Origin of the sequence: Williamsia sp. 1138 (genome assembly GCF_002095435.2) — a bacterium.
Classification (GTDB): domain Bacteria; phylum Actinomycetota; class Actinomycetes; order Mycobacteriales; family Mycobacteriaceae; genus Williamsia.
This window is the reverse complement of record NZ_MJEJ02000034.1, coordinates 78,281-101,882: the sequence shown is the minus strand read 5'-3', so window position 1 is coordinate 101,882 and position 23,602 is coordinate 78,281. Positions and strand designations below refer to the sequence as shown.

The 23,602-nt window shown below is 63.9% G+C and carries 24 protein-coding genes; 11 read left to right on the top strand and 13 right to left on the bottom strand.

Annotated features, from left to right (window positions below; all coding sequences use genetic code 11):
• Positions 1–1,088: 1,088 nt before the first annotated feature.
• A complete protein-coding gene (locus tag BH683_RS07695; protein ID WP_062800709.1) occupies positions 1,089–2,264 on the bottom strand; it encodes an ATP-binding protein in 1,176 nt (391 codons plus the stop codon).
• 180 nt (positions 2,265–2,444) lie between these two features.
• Between BH683_RS07695 and BH683_RS29140 the strand changes: the two genes are divergently transcribed.
• A complete protein-coding gene (locus BH683_RS29140; RefSeq protein ID WP_255283891.1) occupies positions 2,445–2,579 on the top strand; it encodes a hypothetical protein in 135 nt (44 codons plus the stop codon).
• Between the two features lie 179 nt (positions 2,580–2,758).
• On the opposite strand, the gene BH683_RS07685 is transcribed toward BH683_RS29140, so the two are convergent.
• Positions 2,759–3,184 carry a VOC family protein gene (locus BH683_RS07685; protein ID WP_062800741.1) on the bottom strand — a complete coding sequence of 142 codons (426 nt, stop codon included), beginning with the start codon at positions 3,182–3,184 and terminating at the stop codon, positions 2,759–2,761.
• Between the two features lie 247 nt (positions 3,185–3,431).
• Positions 3,432–3,848, bottom strand: coding sequence for a metalloregulator ArsR/SmtB family transcription factor (locus BH683_RS07680; RefSeq protein WP_062800711.1), 417 nt, complete (start codon positions 3,846–3,848; stop codon positions 3,432–3,434).
• A gap of 92 nt (positions 3,849–3,940) precedes the next feature.
• Between BH683_RS07680 and BH683_RS07675 the strand changes: the two genes are divergently transcribed.
• Both BH683_RS07675 and BH683_RS07670 read left to right on the top strand, forming a co-directional pair.
• Positions 3,941–4,537 carry a class I SAM-dependent methyltransferase gene (locus BH683_RS07675; protein ID WP_062800713.1) on the top strand — a complete coding sequence of 199 codons (597 nt, stop codon included), beginning with the start codon at positions 3,941–3,943 and terminating at the stop codon, positions 4,535–4,537.
• Complete coding sequence (locus BH683_RS07670; RefSeq protein ID WP_084248511.1) at positions 4,534–5,307, top strand: adenylate/guanylate cyclase domain-containing protein; 774 nt, start codon at positions 4,534–4,536, stop codon at positions 5,305–5,307. Before BH683_RS07675 ends, BH683_RS07670 begins: the two co-directional genes overlap by 4 nt.
• Here BH683_RS07670 and lspA (BH683_RS07665) read toward each other — a convergent pair.
• The gene (gene lspA / locus BH683_RS07665; RefSeq protein ID WP_084248515.1) at positions 5,296–5,733 is read right to left on the bottom strand and encodes a signal peptidase II; all 438 of its coding nucleotides are present in this window, start codon (positions 5,731–5,733) and stop codon (positions 5,296–5,298) included. The genes BH683_RS07670 and lspA (BH683_RS07665) overlap by 12 nt on opposite strands.
• Positions 5,734–5,801: 68 nt before the next feature.
• Between lspA (BH683_RS07665) and BH683_RS28355 the strand changes: the two genes are divergently transcribed.
• The 4 genes from BH683_RS28355 (at position 5,802) to BH683_RS07650 (ending at position 9,755) form a co-directional block, all read left to right on the top strand.
• Positions 5,802–5,981, top strand: a complete 180-nt coding sequence (locus BH683_RS28355) for a hypothetical protein (protein ID WP_062800715.1) — start codon at positions 5,802–5,804, stop codon at positions 5,979–5,981.
• 321 nt (positions 5,982–6,302) lie between these two features.
• A complete protein-coding gene (locus tag BH683_RS07660) occupies positions 6,303–8,264 on the top strand; it encodes a cytochrome c oxidase assembly protein (protein WP_094647323.1) in 1,962 nt (653 codons plus the stop codon).
• A gap of 355 nt (positions 8,265–8,619) precedes the next feature.
• A complete protein-coding gene (locus BH683_RS28350; RefSeq protein ID WP_143696000.1) occupies positions 8,620–8,904 on the top strand; it encodes a hypothetical protein in 285 nt (94 codons plus the stop codon).
• A 221-nt stretch (positions 8,905–9,125) separates the two neighbouring features.
• A complete protein-coding gene (locus BH683_RS07650; RefSeq protein WP_143695999.1) occupies positions 9,126–9,755 on the top strand; it encodes a hypothetical protein in 630 nt (209 codons plus the stop codon).
• Between the two features lie 289 nt (positions 9,756–10,044).
• Here the strand turns inward: BH683_RS07650 and BH683_RS07645 are convergent, their stop codons facing one another.
• Positions 10,045–10,779, bottom strand: a complete 735-nt coding sequence (locus BH683_RS07645) for a copper resistance CopC family protein (protein WP_084835660.1) — start codon at positions 10,777–10,779, stop codon at positions 10,045–10,047.
• A 170-nt stretch (positions 10,780–10,949) separates the two neighbouring features.
• On the opposite strand from BH683_RS07645, the gene BH683_RS07640 reads away from it, so the two are divergent.
• The 3 genes from BH683_RS07640 (at position 10,950) to BH683_RS07630 (ending at position 14,901) form a co-directional block, all read left to right on the top strand.
• Complete coding sequence (locus BH683_RS07640) at positions 10,950–12,197, top strand: Nramp family divalent metal transporter (RefSeq protein ID WP_084835692.1); 1,248 nt, start codon at positions 10,950–10,952, stop codon at positions 12,195–12,197.
• Positions 12,198–12,299: 102 nt separating this feature from the next.
• Complete coding sequence (locus BH683_RS07635; protein ID WP_084835659.1) at positions 12,300–12,707, top strand: metalloregulator ArsR/SmtB family transcription factor; 408 nt, start codon at positions 12,300–12,302, stop codon at positions 12,705–12,707.
• Entirely contained in the window at positions 12,700–14,901 is a 2,202-nt protein-coding gene (locus BH683_RS07630) for a cation-translocating P-type ATPase (RefSeq protein ID WP_084835658.1), read from the top strand. The genes BH683_RS07635 and BH683_RS07630 overlap by 8 nt, the downstream gene beginning before the upstream one ends.
• Before the next feature lie 20 nt (positions 14,902–14,921).
• Here BH683_RS07630 and lnt read toward each other — a convergent pair whose 3' ends face one another.
• Genes lnt through ctaD form a run of 5 tightly spaced genes read right to left on the bottom strand, consistent with a single transcriptional unit; the run spans position 14,922 to position 21,128 of the window.
• Positions 14,922–16,439 carry an apolipoprotein N-acyltransferase gene (gene lnt, locus BH683_RS07625; protein ID WP_084835690.1) on the bottom strand — a complete coding sequence of 506 codons (1,518 nt, stop codon included), beginning with the start codon at positions 16,437–16,439 and terminating at the stop codon, positions 14,922–14,924.
• 29 nt (positions 16,440–16,468) lie between these two features.
• On the bottom strand, positions 16,469–18,145 hold the full coding sequence (locus BH683_RS07620; protein ID WP_246833246.1) for a cytochrome c biogenesis protein ResB: 1,677 nt from the start codon (positions 18,143–18,145) through the stop codon (positions 16,469–16,471).
• A gap of 2 nt (positions 18,146–18,147) precedes the next feature.
• Positions 18,148–18,858 (bottom strand): TlpA disulfide reductase family protein, encoded by a 711-nt coding sequence (locus BH683_RS07615; protein ID WP_084835657.1) that lies wholly within the window; start codon positions 18,856–18,858, stop codon positions 18,148–18,150.
• A complete protein-coding gene (gene lspA, locus BH683_RS07610) occupies positions 18,855–19,352 on the bottom strand; it encodes a signal peptidase II (RefSeq protein WP_084835656.1) in 498 nt (165 codons plus the stop codon). Before lspA (BH683_RS07610) ends, BH683_RS07615 begins: the two co-directional genes overlap by 4 nt.
• 6 nt (positions 19,353–19,358) lie before the next feature.
• Complete coding sequence (gene ctaD / locus BH683_RS07605) at positions 19,359–21,128, bottom strand: cytochrome c oxidase subunit I (protein ID WP_084835655.1); 1,770 nt, start codon at positions 21,126–21,128, stop codon at positions 19,359–19,361.
• A 216-nt stretch (positions 21,129–21,344) separates the two neighbouring features.
• Between ctaD and BH683_RS07600 the strand changes: the two genes are divergently transcribed.
• Positions 21,345–22,274 carry a cation diffusion facilitator family transporter gene (locus tag BH683_RS07600; RefSeq protein WP_084835654.1) on the top strand — a complete coding sequence of 310 codons (930 nt, stop codon included), beginning with the start codon at positions 21,345–21,347 and terminating at the stop codon, positions 22,272–22,274.
• Between the two features lie 24 nt (positions 22,275–22,298).
• Here BH683_RS07600 and BH683_RS07595 read toward each other — a convergent pair whose 3' ends face one another.
• The 3 genes from BH683_RS07595 to BH683_RS07585 form a co-directional block, all read right to left on the bottom strand.
• Positions 22,299–22,571 carry a DUF4229 domain-containing protein gene (locus BH683_RS07595; RefSeq protein ID WP_084835653.1) on the bottom strand — a complete coding sequence of 91 codons (273 nt, stop codon included), beginning with the start codon at positions 22,569–22,571 and terminating at the stop codon, positions 22,299–22,301.
• A gap of 37 nt (positions 22,572–22,608) precedes the next feature.
• Positions 22,609–22,914, bottom strand: coding sequence for a hypothetical protein (locus BH683_RS07590; protein ID WP_084835652.1), 306 nt, complete (start codon positions 22,912–22,914; stop codon positions 22,609–22,611).
• A gap of 84 nt (positions 22,915–22,998) precedes the next feature.
• Positions 22,999–23,553 carry a TlpA disulfide reductase family protein gene (locus BH683_RS07585; protein WP_246833245.1) on the bottom strand — a complete coding sequence of 185 codons (555 nt, stop codon included), beginning with the start codon at positions 23,551–23,553 and terminating at the stop codon, positions 22,999–23,001.
• Between the last annotated feature and the right edge of the window lie 49 nt (positions 23,554–23,602).

Genomic DNA, 23,602 nt, shown 5'->3' with positions numbered 1-23,602 from the left:
GCTGGAGTCGGGGTCCTACTTGCTGGTGGTACTGCGGTCGTGGCAGCCATAGGACCTTCGCTGCTACGCCAATCGGTCCGGGACAAATCCTGCCATCGCAGCTAACCCGACGTAAACTCAATCTCGGCTTTAACTAGGACAAGTCCAGAAACATGAGCAGATCTGTGTCACTGCATTGTTCGACGATTCTTCGCACAATATTGCTCTATCCGGGCTGGCTCGCATCCCGGCTAGTAGTTGCTCGTACACGTCCGGAGGGCATCGGCAGTGATTGTGGGTACCTCGCATGAAATTTGCACCCATTCTTTGCCGCCGTCGCGGGACCTATCTAGGAAAACTTCGACGGTTGAGGCGCTTTCAGCCGTCCGATAGTACGTTCTGATCGGGTCACCCTCGGTCGTAAAGGCAGTGACGCTCAGCTCCGCGCCCTTCCCGTAGCGGCTCCTCAGGAGGCAGTCCACAATTGACTGCGGGTACAACTCGGCGAGGGTGGAATCGGGCCCTTTAGCTGTGGTCTCCCCGCAACTAGGCAGCGTCGAGCGATCAACGAATGCTTGCGGTGCGGAAACTCTCGGAGCGTCCTCTTCCGCAGAACACGCGGCGGTCATCAGAACTGCCGCAACGGTGAGGACGATGGTGCATTTGACTCGCATCTGACCAGCGTAGTTCGGCCTGATGAGAACTTACGGCCAGCTTCCGCCGACGCGACCGGAGGTGACTGCCAAGGCCTGACGCCCCAGGGCAACAGTCTCTCAGTAGTGACCGTCCGTGGTATCTCGACCCGTTGAAAATCACTGCTATAAGAGCATTCTTACTCGTCCTACACGCCAATGCGTCTCACTAACTGCTTCCGTTTCGCAGCAACGCCTTTCGACACCAGTGACGAAAGGTATCCCGAACCACGGTGTAGCGGCGCCTCAGTGAGGTCGCAGCGTCGGCCGTGCGTAAGTGCACAGGTTCACGCGTTCGACGTCACGAAGATTCCGGAAGCAGCTGCGACGAGTGGTAGGTCGCCCGAGTTGGTAGACGATCGGGCCCAAGCCCAACGACGACGGACTCGCCTACCTGGCACTCTTTGCCATCGGGGGTCAGTTTGCTGGCTCAGTGTTGTTTTGACGGCGAATGAACTCGGCCATGCCGGGAACGGTGAAGGCTACGACCCCGCGTTCGGGTGCCCAGATTAAGCCTTTCTTGATGCAGGCGTCGCGGTGCGGTGCCACCGATTGCATGGAGCTACCCAGGGCTGTGGCGACCGCGGAGGATCGCGGTTGCTCGGTACCGCTGACAGCCATGGCGTGTAGATATCGCCGTTCGGTCTCGGTGGCGCGGAGCCACCGTGAGCTGTAGAAGCCAGAGTCGAGGGAGGCATGTCCGGTGCTCACCGCGTCTTCGGCTTCAATCACGCTGAACGGTGATCCTGTTGCCACGCGCCATAGTTCGTATCCAAACACTTGCAGGAAGTATGGGTAGCCGGCGCTGGCAGTGACCACGTAGTCAGCGGCCTCGTCGGTGACGGCTTGTCCCAGTCGGGAAATCGGCGCGACGATCGCCGCCCGTGCTTCGTCGTTGGACACTGGTCCGATGGTGCGGTAGTCGAATTGCCGTTCCGCGTAGGATCGCGCATCAGCTAAGACTTGAGGGAGGTTCGGCAGTCCCGCCCCGACCAGAAAGAACGGCCATCCCCGTTGGGCGGCACGGTGTTGGGTTGCTAGCAGGACCTGGAGCAGCGGCGCCTCGAGCTCCTGCATTTCGTCGACGAACACTCCGAACGCGTTGCCTTCTTTGCGCAGTTCATCGCATAGCTCTTCCACGAGATCTTCGAACTCCACCCCCAGCGATGCTTGCGGTGGCGGCGCTGCTTTGGACACGCTGACTCCCGTGCCGAACGCGGTCGCTGACACCGAGAACTCTTCGGTCATCGACCGGAGTCGGTCCACGATCGACCGGGCGAACTTTCGGCGTCGAAGCGCCCGGGTGACGTCTTTGGAGATTCGCCGGCGCAGGGCTTCGGCGCCTTCCTGACTTGTCTGTGCTTCGACTTCGACAACGACCCAGTCGTTACGCCGGGCTTGGTCAGCCATGGTCGCCAACAACGTCGTTTTTCCCACACCACGCAGCCCTTGCAGCATCAACCCACGGTCGTAGCGGCGTTGCTTGACCCGCGCGACAAGCAGATCGAAACGCTCCAGTTCCCGAGTACGCCCTACCAGCTCAGGCGGACGAGTACCCGAACCGGGCGTGAAGGGATTGAGGCCAGATTCCACCCGCAGACACTAGCAAAGTATCAGTCTCTATAAGGCGAGATCTTATACAGACTGATACAGTCCTACAGTCCGGCCAGTCCAGTTCGAGCTCTTGACTGTGACGTGGCAGAGGCGTTCCTGAGCTCCTGCAACAGACCAGTTGTGAATCGCTCAGCCTCTGGCGTGTAGGACATCAGCCAGTTGATCAACGGACGGCAGCCCGGACGCACCGGCTTCAGTCCGGTAGAGACGGCACGCAAGTTGATCGACGTGAAGGGCATCGTCGAAGGCATCAGCGCCATCGATGAGTATCGTCGGCGAACCAGCGAACGGTGACGCTGCCGCCTCGGCATCCGACCCAATTCGCCGCACCCCTATTTCGAGATCTGTCCTTCCGATTTTGGCCGCCGCCGCACGGACGCGCTCGACCGCCGCTACCCAGTTAGGGCAGCCCTCGACATAGAGAATCTCCACCCTCATATCAACGACCCTGCCCTGCTCGACGGCACGAGTGCTCAGGTCCCGGGAGCTACTGGCGAGAAAAACGTCAGCAGATTTCCAGCTAGATCAAGTACCGCGAACTCTCGCGTGCCCCACTCAGTGTCCGTGGGCCCCGCCCCAGCATCACCCGGATGAAGAACCTGAGCCGCCGCCATCTCGCGGTAGAGCTCGTCCAACCCGTCGGTCTCTATCCGGCAACTAGCCGTTCCCGCGATGAAGCTTTCTGCCCCACTGCAGATCGGCATCGCGACAAAGTCAGAACGCGCACGCCAATCGTCGTCGAACGCCGCCCATAGATGCACCTCAGCACCCTCGCGCACCAGTTTCGCGAACCCCTCATCTGATGCGATAACCGTGAACCCAAGTCGTGTGCAATAGAACTCCACACCGAGCACGATTCGCTCGACCGGCAGCGCCGGCACCACCCTCAACAAACTCATCACCCAATCTAACGCCTGACCACAGGAACCGCGAGACTCGGTGCAGCCGGGAAGTCGTAGATGAAGGCCGCCGTCACACCGCACAGGAGGACGCCGTACCCGCTGGGGCAGCGATGTCGCTTCGCCGCAGCCAGAAGGCACCGGCGGATTACCGGAACGAACCAGGATCAGAACCGCAAATCCCTTGCGGCGCAGACCGCCTGCTCTTCCTCACTGGGTTCGTCGTGCCCGCAGCCGCATGCCTCGCTCATCGCCACACCGTCGCTTTGCCCTCCGGGGCGCCGACTCCGGGCTCTGGGCCGTCGCAACACTTGCTGTCAGTGCCGTACGTAGGACACAACGCAACAGCGTTCCCGGTCGCCGCCAGCAGTGTCTGCGCCGCGGCGAGCAGGTCCATCAGCTCCGGCCGCGCCAGGCTGTAGAACACCTGCCGCCCCACCGGACGGCCGACCACCAGCCCGCAGTCCCGCAGGCACGCCACATGCGCCGAGACCGTCGACTGCGCCAACCCCAGCTCAGCCATCACATCGGCCACCCGGGCCTCACCGCCCTGGGCAAGCCGGGTCGCGATCGCCAACCGGGTGCCGTCGGACAGGCTGTGAAACAACGCCACCGCCGGATCGAGGTCCGCGCCGGTCGCCACCGCACTCTTATTCATCGTCATATGGCGATGATAGCGATATTTTGTGGTGTAATCGAGTACCACGACATTTCCGGGCGACGCGCCCCGGACAAAGTGTGTAAGGAGCCGCCGGTATGCCATCGATGTCGACGATCGAGTCACTGTTCTGTCGCAGCGCACCCTGGGAGGCGGCAACGGGCAGATGGGTGCTGCCGTGGGCGTTGCAGGGCATCGAGCCTCGGGGCCGGGTGCTCGAGATCGGTGGCGGCAGTGGTGCAATGGCGACCCAAATCCTCGCGACGGCGCCACCAGATCTAGTTGACCTAACAGTGACCGATATCGATCCCGAGATGGTCGAGGCCGCCGGGCGCCGGATGCAACCTTTCCGAGGTCGTGCTCACGCTCGGGTCGCCGATGCCACCGCGTTGCCGTTTCCGGACGGCGCCTTCGACACCGTTGTCTCGTTCATCATGTTGCACCACGTGCTCGACTGGGAGAAGGCCCTGGCCGAAGCGGTCCGGGTGCTGGCGCCCGGCGGGGTACTGGTGGGCTACGACCTGCTCGCCAGCGCACCGGCACGGCTGCTGCATCGCCTCGAAGGTGCACCGCACCGGTTCATCAGCCGTGGCGAGCTACGCCCGCATCTTCACACCCTGCCGCTGACCGACCTCCGGATCCGGGAGAATGCGGTCACTACCCGGTTTCGCGCGCGCCGCGGCGGTGACCGATGATCGCGCCGTCGCACCCGCACCACCACGGCGCGAACTCGAACGAGCTGGCCGGACTGGAGCAGGTGCAGGTCACCGTCGCATTCGTCGACCTCGCCGGCTTCAGCGTGCTGACCGAGATCTGCGGGGACCAGGAAGCCGCCGAACTCGCTCTCGCGCTGGCCGAACAGGCCCGGCGAGCGCTTCACCCGGGTGTCCGAGTGATCAAGACCATCGGCGATGCGGTGATGCTCGCCGCCGACACCACCGATGCGATGCTCGCCACGATCAACACCCTGTCGGACGCCGTCGCCGACCACGATGGATTCCTCACGCTGCGCGCCGGGATCCACCACGGCACAGCGATCGTCCGCGACGGCGATCTGTTCGGGCATACCGTCAACGTCGCTGCCCGCATCACCGCCCTCGCCGGCGCAGGCCAGGCGGTCATCACCACCCCGGTACTGCCCGCCGCCACCCGCATCGGATGGCCCACCACGGCACTGGGGTCTCGGGGGCTGCGCAACATCAGCGCCCCCGTCGAGCTGCACGCCCTCGCACTCACCCCAGCCCGCCATCCCAGCGACCCGATATGCGGAGCGCGGATCGACCCAGCGACAGCACCGGCACACCGACAGACCGGCACCGACCGGTGGTGGTTCTGCTCAACCGACTGCGCCGAACGCTACGACCACACCAACGAGCAGACCGCCAGCCTGGCCTCACCCCGGGGCAGCACACCGGCGCTAGAAAGCCCTAACTCGCGAGGCGCCACCACCAGGTCACTGAGATGAGCTTGCCGTGTCCGCTGGCCGCTCCATGAACACAGCCACGATGAGAACCACTGCGCCGCAAGTGATATAGGTATCGGCGAGGTTGAATGTGGGCCACCACCCGGTGTGGAAATAGTCTGTCACCTTGCCGTCGATGAGCCGATCGATGACGTTGGCCGTGGCGCCGGCGAAGATGGCGGCCAGGCACATGGCGTGCACTGTGTGGTGATGCGGTGCGCTGACCCACGCGTAGATGCCAATACCCACAGTGATTGCAGCGGTAACCGCAATCAGGGCCGCAGCGGGAAGTTGATTGCCCAAGCTAAAAGCGACCCCGGTGTTGAACGCCAACCGAAGCTCCAGCGGGCCAAGGTCAACGATGCGGCCATCGGCAAGCGTGGCACGGGCGATCGGATCAAAAACAAGAGCAAGAGTCGTCAAAACCATTGCCACATAGACCAATACCCGGCGCTGTGGTGTCGCGGTGGCGCTGGGTTCGTGGGAGATACTCACCAGTGCCACTCCCCCACGACACGGTCCTGACCACCCGGGGCGGCCAGCCCGTGCTGCCGCCCGACCGGCTCGCCTCCGGGGGTGCCGATAACGACGACATCGGTCACGTCATGAACTCCGGCGACCACGGCCCAGCTCCACAGGAGCCCATCAGCATCAACCCGGGAGGGCGCGCGTTCTGACAGACGAGGACACATAGTCACCGCACCAAGTGGGTTTGCAGACGTCGTCTCGCCGGTAGCAGCGCAGACTGCGCTCATGATCGACATACAACGATATTATCGCCCACGAACGAGTGGGTCTACGCTGGTCGGCCGCGTGCACCCTCGTGATCCTGAGCCGTTCCCGGTGCAGCGCGAGTGCATTCCTCGGGGTCGCGGGCGGTGGGCTGCTCTGTGGCCAGTGTCTTCGGCGCAGCGCTCGCTGCTTACCCTGAAAGGGTGAGTACGCCGAGCGCCGATTCGATCGACATCCGCCGTAGCGCCGCGGCGAGCATCGGCTGGGTGCTGGCCTGGGTTGCGGCCGCCGTCGCCATTGCTGTCACCGCCATCTCCGCGAGCAAGGCGCTGGACCTGGCCGGCGTCGGTGACCCCGGCGCGCTGACACGCTACGGGCTGCCCACCGTGCAGACGATAGGTGAGATCGGTGCCGTGGTGGCCGTGGGCGGGGCGCTGTTCGCAGCGTTCTTCGTTCCGCCGCAATCCGACGGGATTCTCGACGTCGGCGGGTACCGCGCAATCCGGTTCGCATCGGTGGGAGCGTTGGTCTGGGCGATCGCGGCACTGCTCATGATCCCGCTGACGATCTCAGATGCGTCCGGCTTCCCGTTGTCTGAGACGCTGACTGTCGATCGCATGACCACCGCCTTCGACCAGGTGGCCGATGCGCGATCATGGTTGTGGACGGCGATCTTCGCTCTGATCTGCGCAATCGTCGCCCGGATCGCGTTGCGATGGACCTGGACCCTCATCACTTTGCCTTTGGCATTGCTGACGCTGATGCCGATAGCCATCGCGGGGCATTCTTCGACCGGCGGAAGTCACGATGTCGCCACCAACAGCCTGATCCTGCACATCGTCGGCGCCTGCCTGTGGATGGGTGGCCTGTTCGCGCTGCTGGCCTACGCGCGCGGGGGCGGGCAGTTCACCGCGCTCGCGGCCCGGCGATATTCGCGGGTGGCTTTCTGGTGCTTCATCGTCGTCGGAGCCAGCGGTGTCATCAACGCTCTCGTTCGCGTGCACATCGATCAACTCTTCACCGAGACGTACGGGCAACTGGTGCTCGCCAAACTCTCCGCGTTGGTGATCCTCGGCGGGTTCGGCGCCTGGCATCGTCGCACGACCATCCCGGCCTTGACCGGCGGCGACGAGCGTAAGCCGTTCGTCAGATTCGCATTCGTCGAATTACTCGTGTTTGCGGCGACCTTCGGTATCGCAGTCGGTCTCTCGCGTACCCCGCCACCTGCCAACGTCAACCCGGCGGACATGCCGGCCGCCGAACTCGTGCTCGGATATCGGATCGACGAAGCGCCGACCTTCGGGAGCCTGCTGACCGATTGGCGCTTCGACCTGCTGTTCGGAACCTTGGCGATCGCGATGGCCGTCGTCTATCTGCGGGGAGTGATCAGGCTCCGTCGGCGCGGCGACGCGTGGCCGATCGGCCGCACGATCGCCTGGATGCTGGGCTGTGCGGCGCTGTTGTTCGCCACGTCGTCCGGGCTGGGCAAATACGCCCCTGCGCTGTTCAGCATGCACATGATCGCGCACATGGTGCTGTCGATGCTGGTGCCGGTGCTTCTCGTACTCGGTGGTCCGGTCACCTTGGCGCTCAGAGCGTTGGCACCGGCCGGGCGCGGCGCACCGCCGGGACCCCGGGAATGGATTCTAACGCTCCTGCACAGTCCGTTCTCGAAGTTCATGACCCACCCGCTGGTGGCGTCTGTACTGTTCGTCGGCAGCTACTACGTGCTGTACCTGGGCGGCCTGTTCGAACTACTGGCGGACTATCACGCGGCGCACGTCGTGATGAACCTGCACTTCATGGTCAGCGGTTATCTCTTCTACTGGGTCGTCATCGGTATCGACCCAGCACCGCGCACGCTGTCACCGGTGGCCAAGCTCGCGATGGTGTTCGGCTCCTTGCCGTTCCACGCGTTCTTCGGTGTCGCGTTGATGAGCACCGACAACATCATCGCGCGTAACTACTACAACAGCCTGATGCTGCCGTGGAACCCCGATCTGATGAGTGACCAGCGCCTCGGTGGTGGCATCGCCTGGGCGGCGGGTGAGATCCCGTTGGTCTTGGTGATGCTCGCGTTGTTGGTGCAGTGGAGTCGGCAGGATCAACGGCAGGCGAAGCGATTCGACCGACGCGAAGAACGCGACGACGGTGCAGAGTTGGCAAGCTACAACGCGATGCTCGCCCAACTCTCCGGCCGGACTCAGACCCGCGACCCGTACGACTAGCTTCTGGCGCGCAGCGCGTCAGCCGGTTGATGAACGGTCGGCAGCCCGGAAGAACCGTTCCCGGTCCATAGACACGGCACGCGAAATCATTGACTTAAACGGCATCGTCGAACGCATCAACGCCATTGAGGCACCTACCGCGATGCGCTCAACCGGCATCGCCTGGCACCGTTCTCAACAGACCCATCACTCAATCGAACGCGCGAGTGCACAAACTGCGAGACCGCTCGAACGCCCCCACACATCCGGCAACCTACCCACGGCCAAGATCGGACTAAATCACACCAAACCATCGACGCCCACGGACTCATACCGACCACCAAACGGAACGGCGATCGGCATCGGCCGAATCGTATTGGGTGCGACGACAGCACTGGCGCCGGCCCGCGTGCACCGCGCCCTCGGGGTCGACTACCCCGGACCAGACCGCGGCATCTGGATTAAAGCATTCGGCGTTCGCGACATCGCGCTTGGCGCCGCAGCACTGCACCCCGATCAGACCGTTAGGCGGTCAGTACTGCAAGCCGGTATCGCGATGGACCTCGTAGACGCGGGCGTAGTGATAGCGGCCGCACGCAACGGCGTCCCCCGTCGAGCTGCCGGAATCGGAGTCTACTCGCTGGGGGCACTGCGGTCATAGCCGCCGTCGGCCCGTCACTGCTGCGCCGAGCGGCACAATCCTGACATCGAAGCTGACCCGACGCAGTATTTGCTATCGGCGTAATCATATGTGGTGCACTGTATTTCGTCACTAATGACGAACCGTACCGGCTCTCATTGCATCGACGGTCGACGGTGGATGTGCGCAGACGGTGTCCCAGATGTGTAGTCAGTCCCCACTCCCGGTGGCCATAATGGCCGGTGAGCAACATGAAGCGGCGCTGGTCTGATGAGTACGTCGATGCATTCTGCGAGCACGCAGGGCAGCACGGATTGACTGCGCCGCGGGGCGCGGTGGCCGCGCTGATCGAGAACCATGTTCGTACCGTGGCCGACCGGCCGGGAATCACCGAGAAGACCGCCCGCACCAACTTCACAATCGCCGATGCGCAGTCTCTAGCTGGCCAGGCGGTCGAACCGTTCGCCAAAGAGCAGCCAGGACAGGACCTGCTCGACCTACCCATCACCCACACCATTCCTTTGGCCCTGGCCGCCCGGACCATCGCCGGACTCGCGATCGCCGTCGAACTGTCGACCTCCGCGGGCGGCAGTGATCCCGGCGACGTCCTAGCCGCTCATCGTGAATCCCAAGCCCTGATCGCCGCCTGGGGGCTGCTGATCGAACGCGCCGCCCTGACCGGCCACACCACCAGCCGCGAGTATCCCGACATCGCGATCCCCGAAGCAGCAATCCACCGCGCCCTACGCGAACTCGACCGCGGACTGCGCCACCTCACCGCCGCCGGCGTCACTCCCGCCGACGGCGGCGACCCGACCATGCTCACCGACGCCCTTACCACCAACAGAATCGCCCTGCAGAACGAACTCTGACCAACTCCGCCTGGCGTATTATGTAATCAATTGCAGCGCAATATTTTCGCAGCTAGTAACGGAACGTTACGCTAATCTAGGCCAGAGATACCCACGAGAATCGCCTCCTTGGAGGCGATTGGCCCCAGCTGCCTTTAAAATTCCTCCGAGCCTTGCCGCAATCTTGACTATTGTTGTGGCATAAAAGCCTTCCGATTCGCGACCACTATCGGGCATTCGAGTGTCGTTCTGGCTGAAGGGTGACGCCTGCACGTTCAGAGACGGCTGCTAGACCTCTCCGATGCTGGGTTCATATGTCGTTGTTTCGGGCTTTGCGTGCGCCGATGACATAGAACATGCCGATTCCCGCTGCCAGTAGCATGATTGCCCCGGCGATAGAGCCCCATAGCCAGCCGCAGTTCAATCCGTCAGAGCCGTTGTGCATCGCTGCCGATACATCTGCCAGTACCGGACCAGTGGGCGGGGCGTCGGTGCGACCTTGTCCGTCGAGTTGCCCCGTCCCTTCTGGCACCACCTCAAAGGTGAAGTCTCCTGTGACGGGATCCCCATCGGCCGAGTCGACACCGAAGCTGACGGTGAACACGCCCGGTTCGAGCTCCGATGAGATTGGAGCAGTGACGAACGGCCCGCTGACCGACGGCTGCGAGACCTCGATGTCGCGCCCAGCGGAGTCACTTAACACGATCACCGGCGACCGGTCTGACACATCCTGGTCGAAGGTGAGATCAATCGACGACGGCGACTGGTCGAGGACCGCGTCACGTTGCGGGCTGGCTGTCACCAGCGAACTGTGAGCCGATGCTGGGCCGGCGCCTGCGAGAAGGCCCAGGGCCGCTACCGCGGTAATGATCAGAATGCGTGCTCGAACCAAAGTTTCCACCACCTTGCCCAAATTACTATACAGGGTAGTAGTTGCGACGAGGGGTGACGTTTTCTGCGAGCCGATGCGCCAGACGATCGCCGCCGCAACATAACCGATCGTCGAGACGTGCAGCGGCCAGCCTGGCCGGCGCCCAGTTTCCATGAGGCCAAGTTCGACTCTTGCAACCCCGCGCCCGCGTGGCGGAAGGCGGCCGGCAGGCCGCCGTGTCGACGAGCGACGAGCGACGAGTCGCTCGATAGGTCGAACGATTGTGGTCTATGGTCTTACGAATAGATTTGTTCGGGATCCCGAACTCTGGCGGGAAGGTTGTGATGCAGCGCAGCACGAAAGAAGCGGTTCGTCCTCGCCTTGCTCGCGCCCGATCCGGGTCGATGTTGCTCGGTCCTGCGTTCGTCGCCGCGATCGCCTATGTGGATCCGGGCAATGTGGCGTCCAATATCAGCGCCGGCGCGCAGTTCGGTTACTTGTTGGTGTGGGTCATCGTGGTCGCTAATGTGATGGCCGGGCTGGTGCAGTTCCTTTCGGCCAAACTCGGCGTGGTCACCGGCAGATCGCTACCCGAGACCGTGCGGCTGAGGTCGTCGCGGCGCACCCGGTTGTCCTATTGGGTCCAGGCCGAAATAGTCGCCATGGCCACCGATCTGGCCGAAGTGGTCGGTGGCGCGATCGCATTGAACCTGCTGTTCGACCTGCCCCTGTTGATCGGCGGGGTGATCACGGGCTCGGTATCGATGGCACTGCTACTCGTGCAGGACAGGGGTGGTCAACGTCCGTTTGAACGGGTCATCATCGGGCTGCTTGCTGTCATCGCCATCGGATTCCTGACCAGCACGTTTGTGGCTCCCCCTCCCCCCGGTGCCGTCCTGGGCGGTCTGCTACCACGATTCGACGGCTCGGAGAGCGTGCTGATCGCTGCGGCGATGCTGGGCGCAACGGTCATGCCCCATGCGGTGTATCTGCACTCCGGGTTGGTGCGCGACCGACATGGGCATCAACCTGAAGGACCCCTTCGGGCGCGGTTGCTGCGGGTGACGAAAATCGATGTTGGCCTGGCGATGCTGCTCGCGGGCGCGGTCAACATGTCCATGCTGCTCGTCGCAGCGACCACCCTGCGCGGGCGCGAGGGCGTCGACTCGATCGACGGCGCACATGCGGCGGTGGGCGACACGCTGGGCCAGGCTGTCGCGTTGCTGTTTGCGCTCGGGCTCCTCGCGTCCGGTCTCGCTTCCACCTCGGTCGGGGCCTATGCCGGTGCGATGATCATGGACGGCCTGTTGCAGCGCAAGATCCCGCTCGTACTGCGCCGCCTGATCACCCTGATACCTGCGATCACGGTGCTGGCCATCGGCGTTGATCCCAGCCGCGCATTGATCGTCTCCCAGGTCGTCCTGTCTTTCGGGATCCCGTTTGCCCTGATACCGCTGGTGCGGTTCACCAGCGACAAGCAACTGATGGGCACAGATATCAACAACCGGATCACCACATCCCTGGCGTGGCTCACCGCCGCCATCATCATCGTGCTGAACATCGCACTGATCTACCTGACCATCACAGGTTGAGCGCGACCGCGCGGAGAGTTCACCTCTCACATATCGACAGGTATTGATATCAGAGGTTCGGCGTGCTTCGATGATCATATCGATGAACGTAAGGATATTGATATGAGCCCGGAACCGGTGGACACCTGCGAACTGTTGTGTCTGGATCTACCGCACGCAGAGACCATTCGTACCTCGATGCCCGACCTCACGGCGGTCGACGCTGCTGCGGCCGGTGCTCGAGCACTCGGCGATCCCACTCGACTTCGGCTGGCGACGGCGTTGCTGTCGGGCGAGGAACTGTGTGTCTGTGATCTGGCGTGGGTGGTGGGCCTGGCCCAGAATCTCGTCTCCCACCATCTACGGCTGTTGAAGGCGGCGGGTTTGGTCACCGGCCGCCGCCAGGGACGCTTGGTGATGTACGCACTGACTCCCGCGGGCCTCGCGCTCGTCGCGGGTGTGCTTGCGGTGGCGGGGCTTTCCACGACACCGTCCCCGGCGGTCGACTCCACCGGATCTCGTCATGGCTGACGCGTGCTGCGGGCCGGCTGATCACGACGCTGAGGTCGACGCGGGCCTGGACCGGGGTCCAGTCCGATTGCGACACGTCCGCGAACTCCAATTCGCTGCCGCTGCCGCGGTAGTCCTGGTCATCGGGTGGATCATCGGCCGCACGGTATCGGAACCCGTCGGCATTGCCATTGAGCTGATGGCGGCAGTGATCGCAGCATCTACCTTCGTGCCCACGACACTGAAGAACCTGCGCCACGGTCGAATTGGTGTCGGAACGCTCATGACGATCGCCGCGATCGGTGCCGTCGCCTTGGGACAGATACCCGAGGCAGCGCTCCTGGGAATTCTGTTCTCCGTCGCCGAAGGATTGGAGCACTACGCAGTCACCAAAACACGGCGGGGGCTTCGGGCGTTACTCGCGCTTGTTCCACCGACCGCGGCGGTCATCCGCGGCGGCCGCGAAACCACGATTTCCCCCGATGAACTGGTCGTCGGCGATGTGATGGTGATCCGCCCTGGGGAGCGCGCGGCGACCGACGGAACCATCACCGCGGGCAGCACTAGCTTGGATCTGTCGGCGATCACGGGCGAATCGGTTCCCGTAGAAGCGGTTCCAGGCGACAATGTCCATGCCGGCGCCATCAACGGCGGCGGCGCGATCGAAATCACCGTCACCTCCCGTGCTGCCGACAGCTCCCTGGCCCGCATCGTCCACATCGTCGAAGAAGCCCAGGAACGCAAAGGCGCCGGCCAACGTCTCGCCGACCGGATCGCCCGTCCGCTGGTCCCCGCGATCATGGTGCTGGCAGCGCTGGTAGCCGGTGTCGGCGCACTGGCGGGCGATCCTGTGCTCTGGCTCGAACGCGGCCTGGTTGTCCTGGTTGCCGCATCTCCGTGCGCTCTGGCGATCGCGGTGCCGCTGACGGTAGTCGCCGCGATCGGCGCCGCGAGCCGCCACGGCGCACTGGTCAAAGGCGGTGCCGCGCTGGAGGAGCTGGGGCGCATCCGGGTTGTCGCGTTGGACAAAACCGGCACGTTGACCCGGGGCACCCCTGAAGTCATCGAGGTCCTCACCACTGCAGGCACCACTGGCGAGGACGCGCTGGTATATGCCGCCGCACTCGAATCACGCAGTGAGCACCCACTGGCTGCCGCTATTCTCGCGGCCGCTCCCGCACTCGATGCACCCGCCGACGCCGTCACGGCGATCGCCGGCCATGGACTCACCGGCCAGCTCCACGGACAGCAGTTGCGCCTGGGCAAACCCGGATGGCTTGATCCCGGCGTGCTCGCCGCCGATATCGACCGATTGCAGAGCGACGGCGCCACCGTCGTGCTGGTCGAACGCGAAGGTGAGGTCATTGCCGCGATCGCCGTACGCGACGAGCTCCGCCCCGAGGCCCCCGAGGTGATCCTGCAACTGACGGCGTTGGGGATCGACTCGGCCATGCTGACCGGGGACAACGACCGCACCGCACACGCGTTGGCCGCCGCAGCCGGAATCAGCACCATACATTCCGAACTCCTGCCCGAAGACAAAGCCGAACTGCTGAGCACCCTCTCGGGTGGCCGGCCGATCGCCATGGTCGGCGACGGCGTCAACGACGCCCCGGCGTTGGCGACTGCCGACGTGGGTATCGCTATGGGCGCGATGGGTACCGACGTCGCCATCGAGACCGCTGATGTGGCGTTGATGGGCGAAGATCTTCGGCACCTGCCGCAGGTACTGTCACAAGCTCGGCGTGCACGCCGAATCATGCTGCAGAACATCGGGGTGTCTCTGGCCATCATCGGTGTCCTGATCCCGCTGGCCGCGACGGGCATTCTCGGTCTGGCCACAGTCGTCTTCGTCCACGAACTCGCCGAAGTACTCGTGATCGCCAATGCCATCCGCGCCGCCCGGACCAGCGCCCTTCCCGGTGCTACCGCGCTGCCGCGGGTGCCCACAGGCAAGCTCAACATTGCGGTGGCGGCCCAGCATGACCCAGGCGATAGCTGCTGCGCTCCAGCACCGGCCACCACACCGAACAAGGCACAACTGCCATCGCCAGCGTCGACACCACAGATGCCCGCATCACCGCTGTTCAACCTGTCGATCACCAATAGCAGCTCTCCCGCAAACGATTCCGGGTGCACCTGTTGCGCACCCCCAGCCGAACCGGACAAGGCACACCAGAGCGCGGCGTCCTCTCCTGATCGCGGGCACAGCTAGCTAGTAGTAGCGAGCAGGCCTCATGCTCGGCGCCGCGATCTGAAGGCTGCCGCAACGAGTGCCGCCACGGCCGCCGCGGTACACACGACCTCCCAGGCCGGTCCGATCCGCGTCGCCAGAGTCGTCGTCGTCTGCAGCGGCACCCGTGCGACAAGGACGTCCGGAGTGAACAATGCGGTCTGTTGTTCTACTGTGCCATCAGGGTTGACCACCGCGCTCACACCACTGGTCGCCGCGATCACCACAGCCCGATCGTGTTCGACTGCCCGCACCCGTGACATCGCCAATTGCTGATAGGTCATCTCGGTGCGCCCGAACGTGGCGTTGTTGGTCGGCACCGCGATCAACTGGGCACCCGCGCGCACCGACTCGGTCACCAAATCGTCGAAAGCAACCTCGTAACAGGTGGCCACCGCCACCGGGACGCCACCGATGTCGACGACACCGTTACCTGTTCCGGGAACGAAGTTTCCGGCCTGCTCAGCGTAGGAGGACAGCCTCGTCATCAGTCCTCGCAGCGGTAGATACTCCCCGAACGGCACCAGCTGGCGTTTGTCGTGCTCTTGTCCGGGTCCAGAGGCCGGGTCCCACACCACCAACGTGTTGCGGGAGGTGCCGTTGTCCTGTGCGATCACCGCGCCTACCAAGATCGGTACTCCGATCGCCCGCGCGGCACGGTCGATCTGCGCGGCAGCGTCGGGGTTGCCGAAGGGGTCGATATCTGATGAGTTCTCGGGCCACACAACAATCTCGGGCCGCGCGACCTGTCCGGTGCGGACCTGATCGGCCAGTTCAAGGGTGCGTTGCACATGGTTGTCGAGGACGGCGCGGCGCTGGGCATTGAAGTCCAGACCCAACCGCGGCACATTGCCTTGCACCAGGGCCACGGTCACCGACCTCTCCCCCGCCTCTGTTGTCCCGGCGGGTGCCATGATCCACACCAGCAGCGCCACGGCCGCGACCGCAGTGGCGGGTGCGATCAGCATCTGAGGTTGTTTCGTGCGCAGCGCGACCACAGCAGCGGCCAGTGCTGCGCCGAGTAGAACCACGACGAAGGACAAGCCAGGTGCGCCGGCCAGAGCGGCCAGCGGCAACAACGGACCATCAGGCTGGCCGAAGGCGATTCGCCCCCAGGGAAATCCGCCGAACGGTACCCGGGCACGGATCGCCTCGACCGCCACCCAGCCGCACGCCATCCACACGGGCGCGCCGGGGAGTCTGCCGACCACCGCCGCCAGGGCGCCAAATACGCCGAACGCCACCGCTTCAACGGCGGCCAGTGCAAGCCACGGCGCCGCACCCACATAGGCGCCCACCCACGGCAGCAGCGGGACGAAAAATCCCAGCCCGGCGAGGTACCCGTAGGCGGCTGCCGCCGGGTTCGAACGCCCCCGCAGCGTCACCACTAGCACGGCCACAGCGACGGGGGCGAGGAACCACAGCTGGCGGGGCGGGAAGCTCAGATAGAGGATGCCACCGGAGCCGGCGGCAGCGACGATCCGAACGATCACCCGAACCACCCGTGGTGACACTGTCATCTCGCGCAACGAGTTCGGTTCCAGGACCGTCATAGAGGTCGACGGGGCTGCGTCGGGTGCGCATCAGTCGGCACGGATTGCGACAGGAGTGCATCGACCATGTCGGGGAAGTTCTCGCCCCAGCCTGCTTGGTCGGTGCGGGCCAGCCCGGCCATGTCGACGGTGCAGCGAGGACTCTCACGTCCTTCCTGAGGTGTGATCCGAGCCCACACCCGCCGCCGTTTGATCAACAAAGAGACCAGTAGACCGCCGAGCATGGTGATCGAGGCGACCAGCACCCATTTCTGGGCGGGGTCGTGCGACACCTGCAGAGATACCCACCGCTGGTAACCGTCGAACCGGACAGTTGTTCCGTCGGCGAGGCGGGTGTCTTGGCCGGCCAGGAGGTTGACCCGTTCGAGTTTGAGGAGCCGGCCCTGGTTGATCATGTCCACGTTGAGGCTGTAGACGTTCTGCGGCCGGCCGGTGTCCAGGCCGGTATCGCCTTGATAGATGTCAATGGCCACGGCCGGGTTGTCCGGGATCGGCCACGCCGAGGTCATCAGACCGCCGTCGAAAACAGCGGTCGGGGCGAACAGTCCTTCCACCGCGATCTGGTTTTTTCGCCGTTCGTCCTCGTCGGGGTACAACCCGGCCGGGGTGTCGAAGCGTGCGGCTCCGCTCGACATCATGGTCTGGAGTTCGTCGGGCTGAAAGGGGACGGTCTGGGTGCGGGTGCGGCCGTCGGGGAAGGTGACGGTGAATGTGGGTGCGAATCCGTGACCGAGAAGGTAGACACGATCACCGGCGACGCGGAGCGGATCGTTGACCTTGAGGGCTCTTTGGTTCCATTCGTTGTTCCGAATCTCGGTGCCGCTCTGGTATTGCAGGGTGGCGGTGTACATGTCAGGTTGCCCGGTCTCGAGGTAGCTGGCGTCGAATGCCTCGACCCTGATGCAGAACTCGTTGAGGTTGGTGCCGTCGACGAGATTGCCCGCCCGGAAGGAGTCGTACACGGCGGTGGAGGTGTTGCAGAGCCCTTCCTGGCCATCGGCGGCCAGTATCCGGGTGCCCTCGTAGCCGAACATCTTGCCCGCGGCGATCGCCACTAGCAGGGCCAGCAATGAGAAGTGGAAGACGAGGTTGCCGAACTCACGCAGATAGCCCTTTTCGGCGGAGACCTCCACGACAGTGAGCGATCCGCCGTCCGGTGTGGGTTTTTCGACGGTGCGTACCGTTGTGCGCCATCCTCGCAGTCCTTGTCCGATGGTGTCTGCAATCTGCTCCGGCGTGCCGTGGGTCTCTCGCACCTCGTGCCGGGGTAGGCGGGCCAGGTTGCGCGGTGCGGCGACCGGCCTTGCCCGCAGGGATCTGGCGTGGTCGGCGATCCGAGGGGTGAGGCATCCCACCAGCGAGATGAACAGCAGGGCGTAGATGGACGTGAACCAGATACTGGAGAAGACCTCGAACATCTGAAGGTTGTCGAGAACCTCACCGACGGTGCCGTTGTCAGCGATGTATTGGCTGGTCTTTGTGGCGTTGAGGTCCCGCTGCGGCAGCAGGGCTCCGGGCACGGCGGCAATAGCCAGAAGGAACAGCAACGCCAACGCGATACGCATGGAGGTCAACGACCGCCACAGGTTGCGAGCGGGCCACAGCAGGTACCGCTGCAGGCGACGACCCGGCCCGCGTCCAGGTGCCGACGCGGTCCGCTCGGGTGCGGTGATACTCACAACGCAAGCCCGAGATGGGTGTTGACTGCGTCGATCACATCGCTGGTGGAGGTGAAGACCTGGGGTAGGACAGCTGCCACCGAACCGTCAGCGCGCAGCAGGACCGTGGATGGGTAGACGCGGGGAACGCCGAGTGCGGCGGCCATGGCGCCCTGGGTATCGATCACCGTCGGTAGGTCGACACCAGTCTCGATCAACAGGTTCAGGGATAGGAACGGATTCTGTGCCCCCTCCTTGCCCTGCACGGTCAGCACGCGGACCAGATCGCCGGCAGTACGTTGGAATTCGGCGAAGATCGGTAGCTCTTTGCGGCACGGCGCGCACCAATACGCCCAGAAGTTGATCACCCACATACTGCCGGCGGTGGCGCTGCCGAGGTCGACGTCGAAGCCGTCGGCCAGGCAAGGAACAGTGACCGTGGCCAGTTCTGAATCTGAGCCTGGGGGCATGGTTGCGGCGGGGCATGGTTGCAGGCCGGCTTCTTGCCGAGCGGCCGCGAGATCCTCGTCGGGTACCTCGGCCTGCTCGCCCGGCAGAGGTGCTGTGGAACCGCTGATGCCGGTGTTCGCTGCGGGGCCCGGGCCTGGGTCTTCGCGGGGCCAGATCGCCACCATCATCGCGATGACCACGACCAGAGCTGCGATGGTCCACCGCGTCGAGGCAGACATCGCCAGTCGCGTCCGGATCCGGTCAGCCAGTGCGCTCATCGGCCGGTATCGAGGCCGGTGCGCGTGGCCGGTGCGCTGTGCCGCTCCTCCCACACCGCGCCGATGATGACCAACACCACGCCGACCGACAAAAAGGCGTCGGCAAGGTTGAACGTCGGCCACCATCCAGTGTGGAAGTAGTCGGTGACCCGGCCGTCCAGGGCCCGGTCGATGACGTTGGCACCAGCACCGCCGGACATGAGCGCAAGCCCGCCGGTGGTGATGACGGGCACCTTTCCTGCGCTGCGCCATCCGTAGATCAGCAGGGCAACCGTCAGTGCTGCGGTGACGGCAACGAGAAGCCACACCGGTTGCCGCGCACCGACGCTGAACCCGACACCGGTGTTGTACGCCAGGGTGAGCTGCAGCATCCCCAGGTCATAGTCGCGATCGCGCAGTGCCCACCGGATCACTGGCTCGAGGGCAAGAGCGATCACGGTGGCCCCGCCGGCACCGGCCAGAAACGTGCGTCGAATTATGGTGCGGTCGCGCATCGGCTGCTACGGATTCGATTCGGTGGACGACTCGTGATCTCCCACCGTCAGTGGCTCACGGCGGGCCTCTTCGGCCTTCTTGCTGTTGTGGCCCTTACCCACATGGGCTTCGGTCCGCATTCGCTCGACCATGTGGGGGTAGTGCAACTCGAACGCCGGCCGCTCGGAACGAATCTTGGGCAATTCGGTGAAGTTGTGCCGCGGCGGTGGGCAGCTGGTGGCCCACTCCAGTGAGTTGCCAAAACCCCACGGGTCATCAACGGTGACGACTTCGCCGTAGCGGTAGCTCTTGAACACGTTCCACAGGAACGGCAACGTGGAGGCACCCAAGATGAACGAGCCCCCCGTCGAGATCATGTTGAGGGTGGTGAAACCGTCTGACGCCAGGTAGTCGGCGTAGCGGCGCGGCATGCCCTCGTTACCCAACCAGTGCTGCACCAAAAACGTCGCGTGGAAGCCCACGAAGGTCAGCCAGAAATGGATCTTGCCGAGCTTCTCGTCGAGCATCCGGCCAGTGATCTTGGGGAACCAGAAGTAGATACCCGCATAGGTGGCGAAGACAATGGTCCCGAACAGGACGTAGTGGAAGTGGGCCACCACGAAGTAGCTGTCCGAAAGCTGGAAGTCCAGGGGCGGGCTGGCGAGTAGGACACCGGTCAAACCGCCGAACAAGAAGGTGACGATGAAGCCGATGGAGAACAGCATCGGTGTCTCGAAGGTCAGATGACCTTTCCACATCGTGCCTATCCAGTTGAAGAACTTCACACCCGTAGGCACCGCGATCAAGAACGTCATGAACGAGAAGAACGGCAACAGCACCGCACCTGTCGCGTACATGTGGTGGGCCCACACCGCGACCGACAGCGCAGCGATCGCCAGAGTGGCGTAGATCAATCCGGTGTAGCCGAAGATGGGTTTACGGGCGAAGACCGGGAAGATTTCCGACACGATGCCAAAGAACGGCAGCGCGATGATGTACACCTCCGGGTGTCCGAAGAACCAGAACAAGTGCTGCCACAAGATAGCGCCGCCGTTGGCGGGGTCAAAGATATTGCCGCCGAACTGGCGATCAAACTCCAACGCCATCAGCGCCGCGGTCAGCAGCGGGAAGGCAAGCAGGATCAGCACGCTGGTGACCAAGATGTTCCACGTGAAGATCGGCATCCGGAACATCGTCATACCCGGCGCGCGCAAACACACCACAGTGGTGATCATGTTGACCGCGCCCAAGATGGTACCCAGCCCCGATACGACCAGGCCCAGGATCCACATATCCGCGCCGGCCCCTGGGGAGTGCACGGCGTCGGTGAGCGGGGTGTAGGCGGTCCAGCCGAAGTCCGCGGCGCCGCCAGGGGTCATGAAGCCGGCGAGCGCGACGGACGAGCCGAACACGAACAGCCAAAAGCTCAACGCGTTGAGCCGGGGGAACGCCACATCCGGGGCGCCGATCTGCAGCGGGAGAACAACGTTGGCGAAGCCGATGACGATCGGGGTGGCATACATCAGCAGCATCACGGTGCCGTGCATGGTGAACATCTGGTTGTACTGCTCGGTCGACAGGAACTGCAACCCCGGTGCGGCGAGTTCGCTGCGGATCAGCAGGGCCATCAAGCCACCGATGAGGAAGAACGCGAAACACACCACCAAGTACATGACGCCCAAGGTTTTGTGATCGGTCGTGGTGATCATCTTGTAGATGAACGACCCCTTGGGCCCCGTCCGGGCCGGAAACGGCCGGACCGGTTCCACTTTCGCCGGCTGATCCAACAGACTCATATATCCACCCAACTCATCCGGCGATCACACGAATACATCCAACTACTATGCATCATAGTAGTTGCATGCACTAGTCCGGACGCTGGGCCGAGTCTGCAAGAAGGAGCGGCCGCGAGTAACTACTATCTGAGATAGTAGCTTGCCCCTGGGCACGGCCTCGTTCATACTTGCATACATGCGCATATCACTATGTGTACGGGTTGAGGAGAGATGACTATGGGGCACGGCCACGATCACACTCACGCTGCACTGTCCCCTGGCGAGGCTGCCAGCGCGTCGGGGCGACATGTGCGGCGTCTGGCGATGGCGTTGGGCCTGGGGCTGATCACGCTGGTGACGCAGGTCATCGTCGGCTTCGCGACGTCATCGTTGGCGCTGCTGTCTGATTCGGCGCACGTGTTCACCGATGTGCTCGGCGTGTTCATGGCCTTGGCCGCGGTGTTGGTGGCCAAACGTGGCACGACACGCACCGATCAGACCTTCGGTCTGTACCGCGCCGAAGTCTTTGCCGCACTGTTCAATGCTGCGTTGCTGTTCGTGGCCGCCGGCTGGATTCTGTACGAGGCTGCGCAGCGACTCTCCGATCCGCCGGAGGTGCCTGGCCTTCCTGTGGTGCTGGTGGCCATTGTCGGTTTGGCGATGAACATCATCGCGTTCCTGTTGTTGCAGTCAGGTGCCAAGGAGAGCATCAATATTCGAGGTGCGTACCTCGAGGTGATGGCCGACATGATCGGTTCGGTGGGCGTGCTGATCAGCGGACTGGTGACGTTGCTGTTCGGATGGCGGTATGCCGACCCCCTCATCGGTGTCGGGATCGGCTTGTTTGTGTTGCCGCGCGCCTACTCCTTGGCACGGGGGGCGTTGCGGATCCTGTTCCAGCACGCACCCTCGGGCGTGGACGTTGATCAGGTGCGGGCAGATCTGGTGCGCCTCGACGGCGTTGTGCAGGTGCATGATCTGCATGTATGGACCTTGACGTCGGGGATGGAGGTGGCCTCAGCCCATGTTGTGGCTGCCCCGGCGGCTGATCATTCCGCGGTGCTGCTCGCGGCCCAGCAGCTGCTCGCTGACAAGCACCACCTCGAGCACGCGACCGTGCAGATAGAGCCGGTATCGGGGTCGGGGTGTCATGAACTGACGTGGTGACCCCCGCGGCATGACCTCAGTGCGTTACTGCTCTTTGGCGGTGCGTCGCTCGGTGCGTTGGGCGTCCACGGCGGCGATGCCCTCGTTGACCCGCACGCGCAGGGGACGCAGAATGGTTGCCGAAGCAGCCAGTGCGACAACGAGTCCGCCCGCCATGGCGACGAGAACGGACAGGTTCAGATTCAGTGCCCGGGCACCGAAATAGACTGCGATCACTGTCAGAAAAACCGTGGCCATCCGGGCGCCGTTGAGGATCAGCACGTCGCGGATCAGTCGACGAGTGGCGGATTCGCTCATCGGGTAAAGGCTCCTATTGTCGATAGTTGTACTGGTGTCACAGGTCGCGGACGGGCAGACCCAGGGTGATCAGCATGCACATGAGCAGCGCCCAGCCGACGCCTTGCCACAGTGGCCACAGACCGCCGCGCTGCCAGGTGCGATAGGTGTGGACGAACGCGCCGAGCCCGCCGAGCATGAAGACAGCCGGCGCACAGAATCCCCAGAATCGGGAGTCGGTTTGCCGGTAGGCCACCAAGAAGGCGATACCCACCAGGACGAACGCTCCCAGGTAGATCGCTCCGGCGCGGACGGCCCGGGGGTTGCTCCAGTTTTTGTCGGTGTCGCTGGTGTCAGTGGTCATGGTGGCCCTATCGGTTGAACGGGAAGTCATGGGGCGGAAAGGAAGTGGTCGTTGTCGGGTCGTCATCTCGTGCCCGGCGGACCGTCAGGGTTCGGCGGCGATGCGCTCGACCCTCTGGCGCAGCTCGTCGGCGGTGATCGCGCGCAGGTAGACAGCCGCGGCGCGGTGGCGCCGGTCGAGGACCACCGTGGTGGGTACCACCGAGGTCGGTGTGGTCAGGGTGGCCAGCGTCCGTCCGTCGTAGTCGTAGATCGACGGGTAGGTCACGCCGCGGTCGGTGACAAAATCCCGGCCGGATTGCTTGCGGTCGCGAAAGTCGATGCCCAAGAACGCTACTCCTGAGTCTTTGGTCTGCTCATACACTTGTTCCAAGGCCGGGGCCTCGCCGCGGCATGGCCCGCACCAGGACCCCCAGACATTGATCACCACCACCTGGCCGGCGAAATCGGACAGCCTGATCGTGGCGGTGTCGTCGAGCAGGTCCGGGCCCATGAGCTCGCCGACCTGACCGCGCGAGTCCGGCGGATCATAGAAGATGGCAGTCTGGCCGCCGGGTGAGACGAACTCGAACGAATCACCCTGGCGCACTGCGTCGTCCCCGGTACCACAGCCCACCAGCACGAGGGCACAGATCACCATCACCACAGCAGGAAGCCTTCTCAACCTGTTGTCCCGTCGCTGTCGCCGG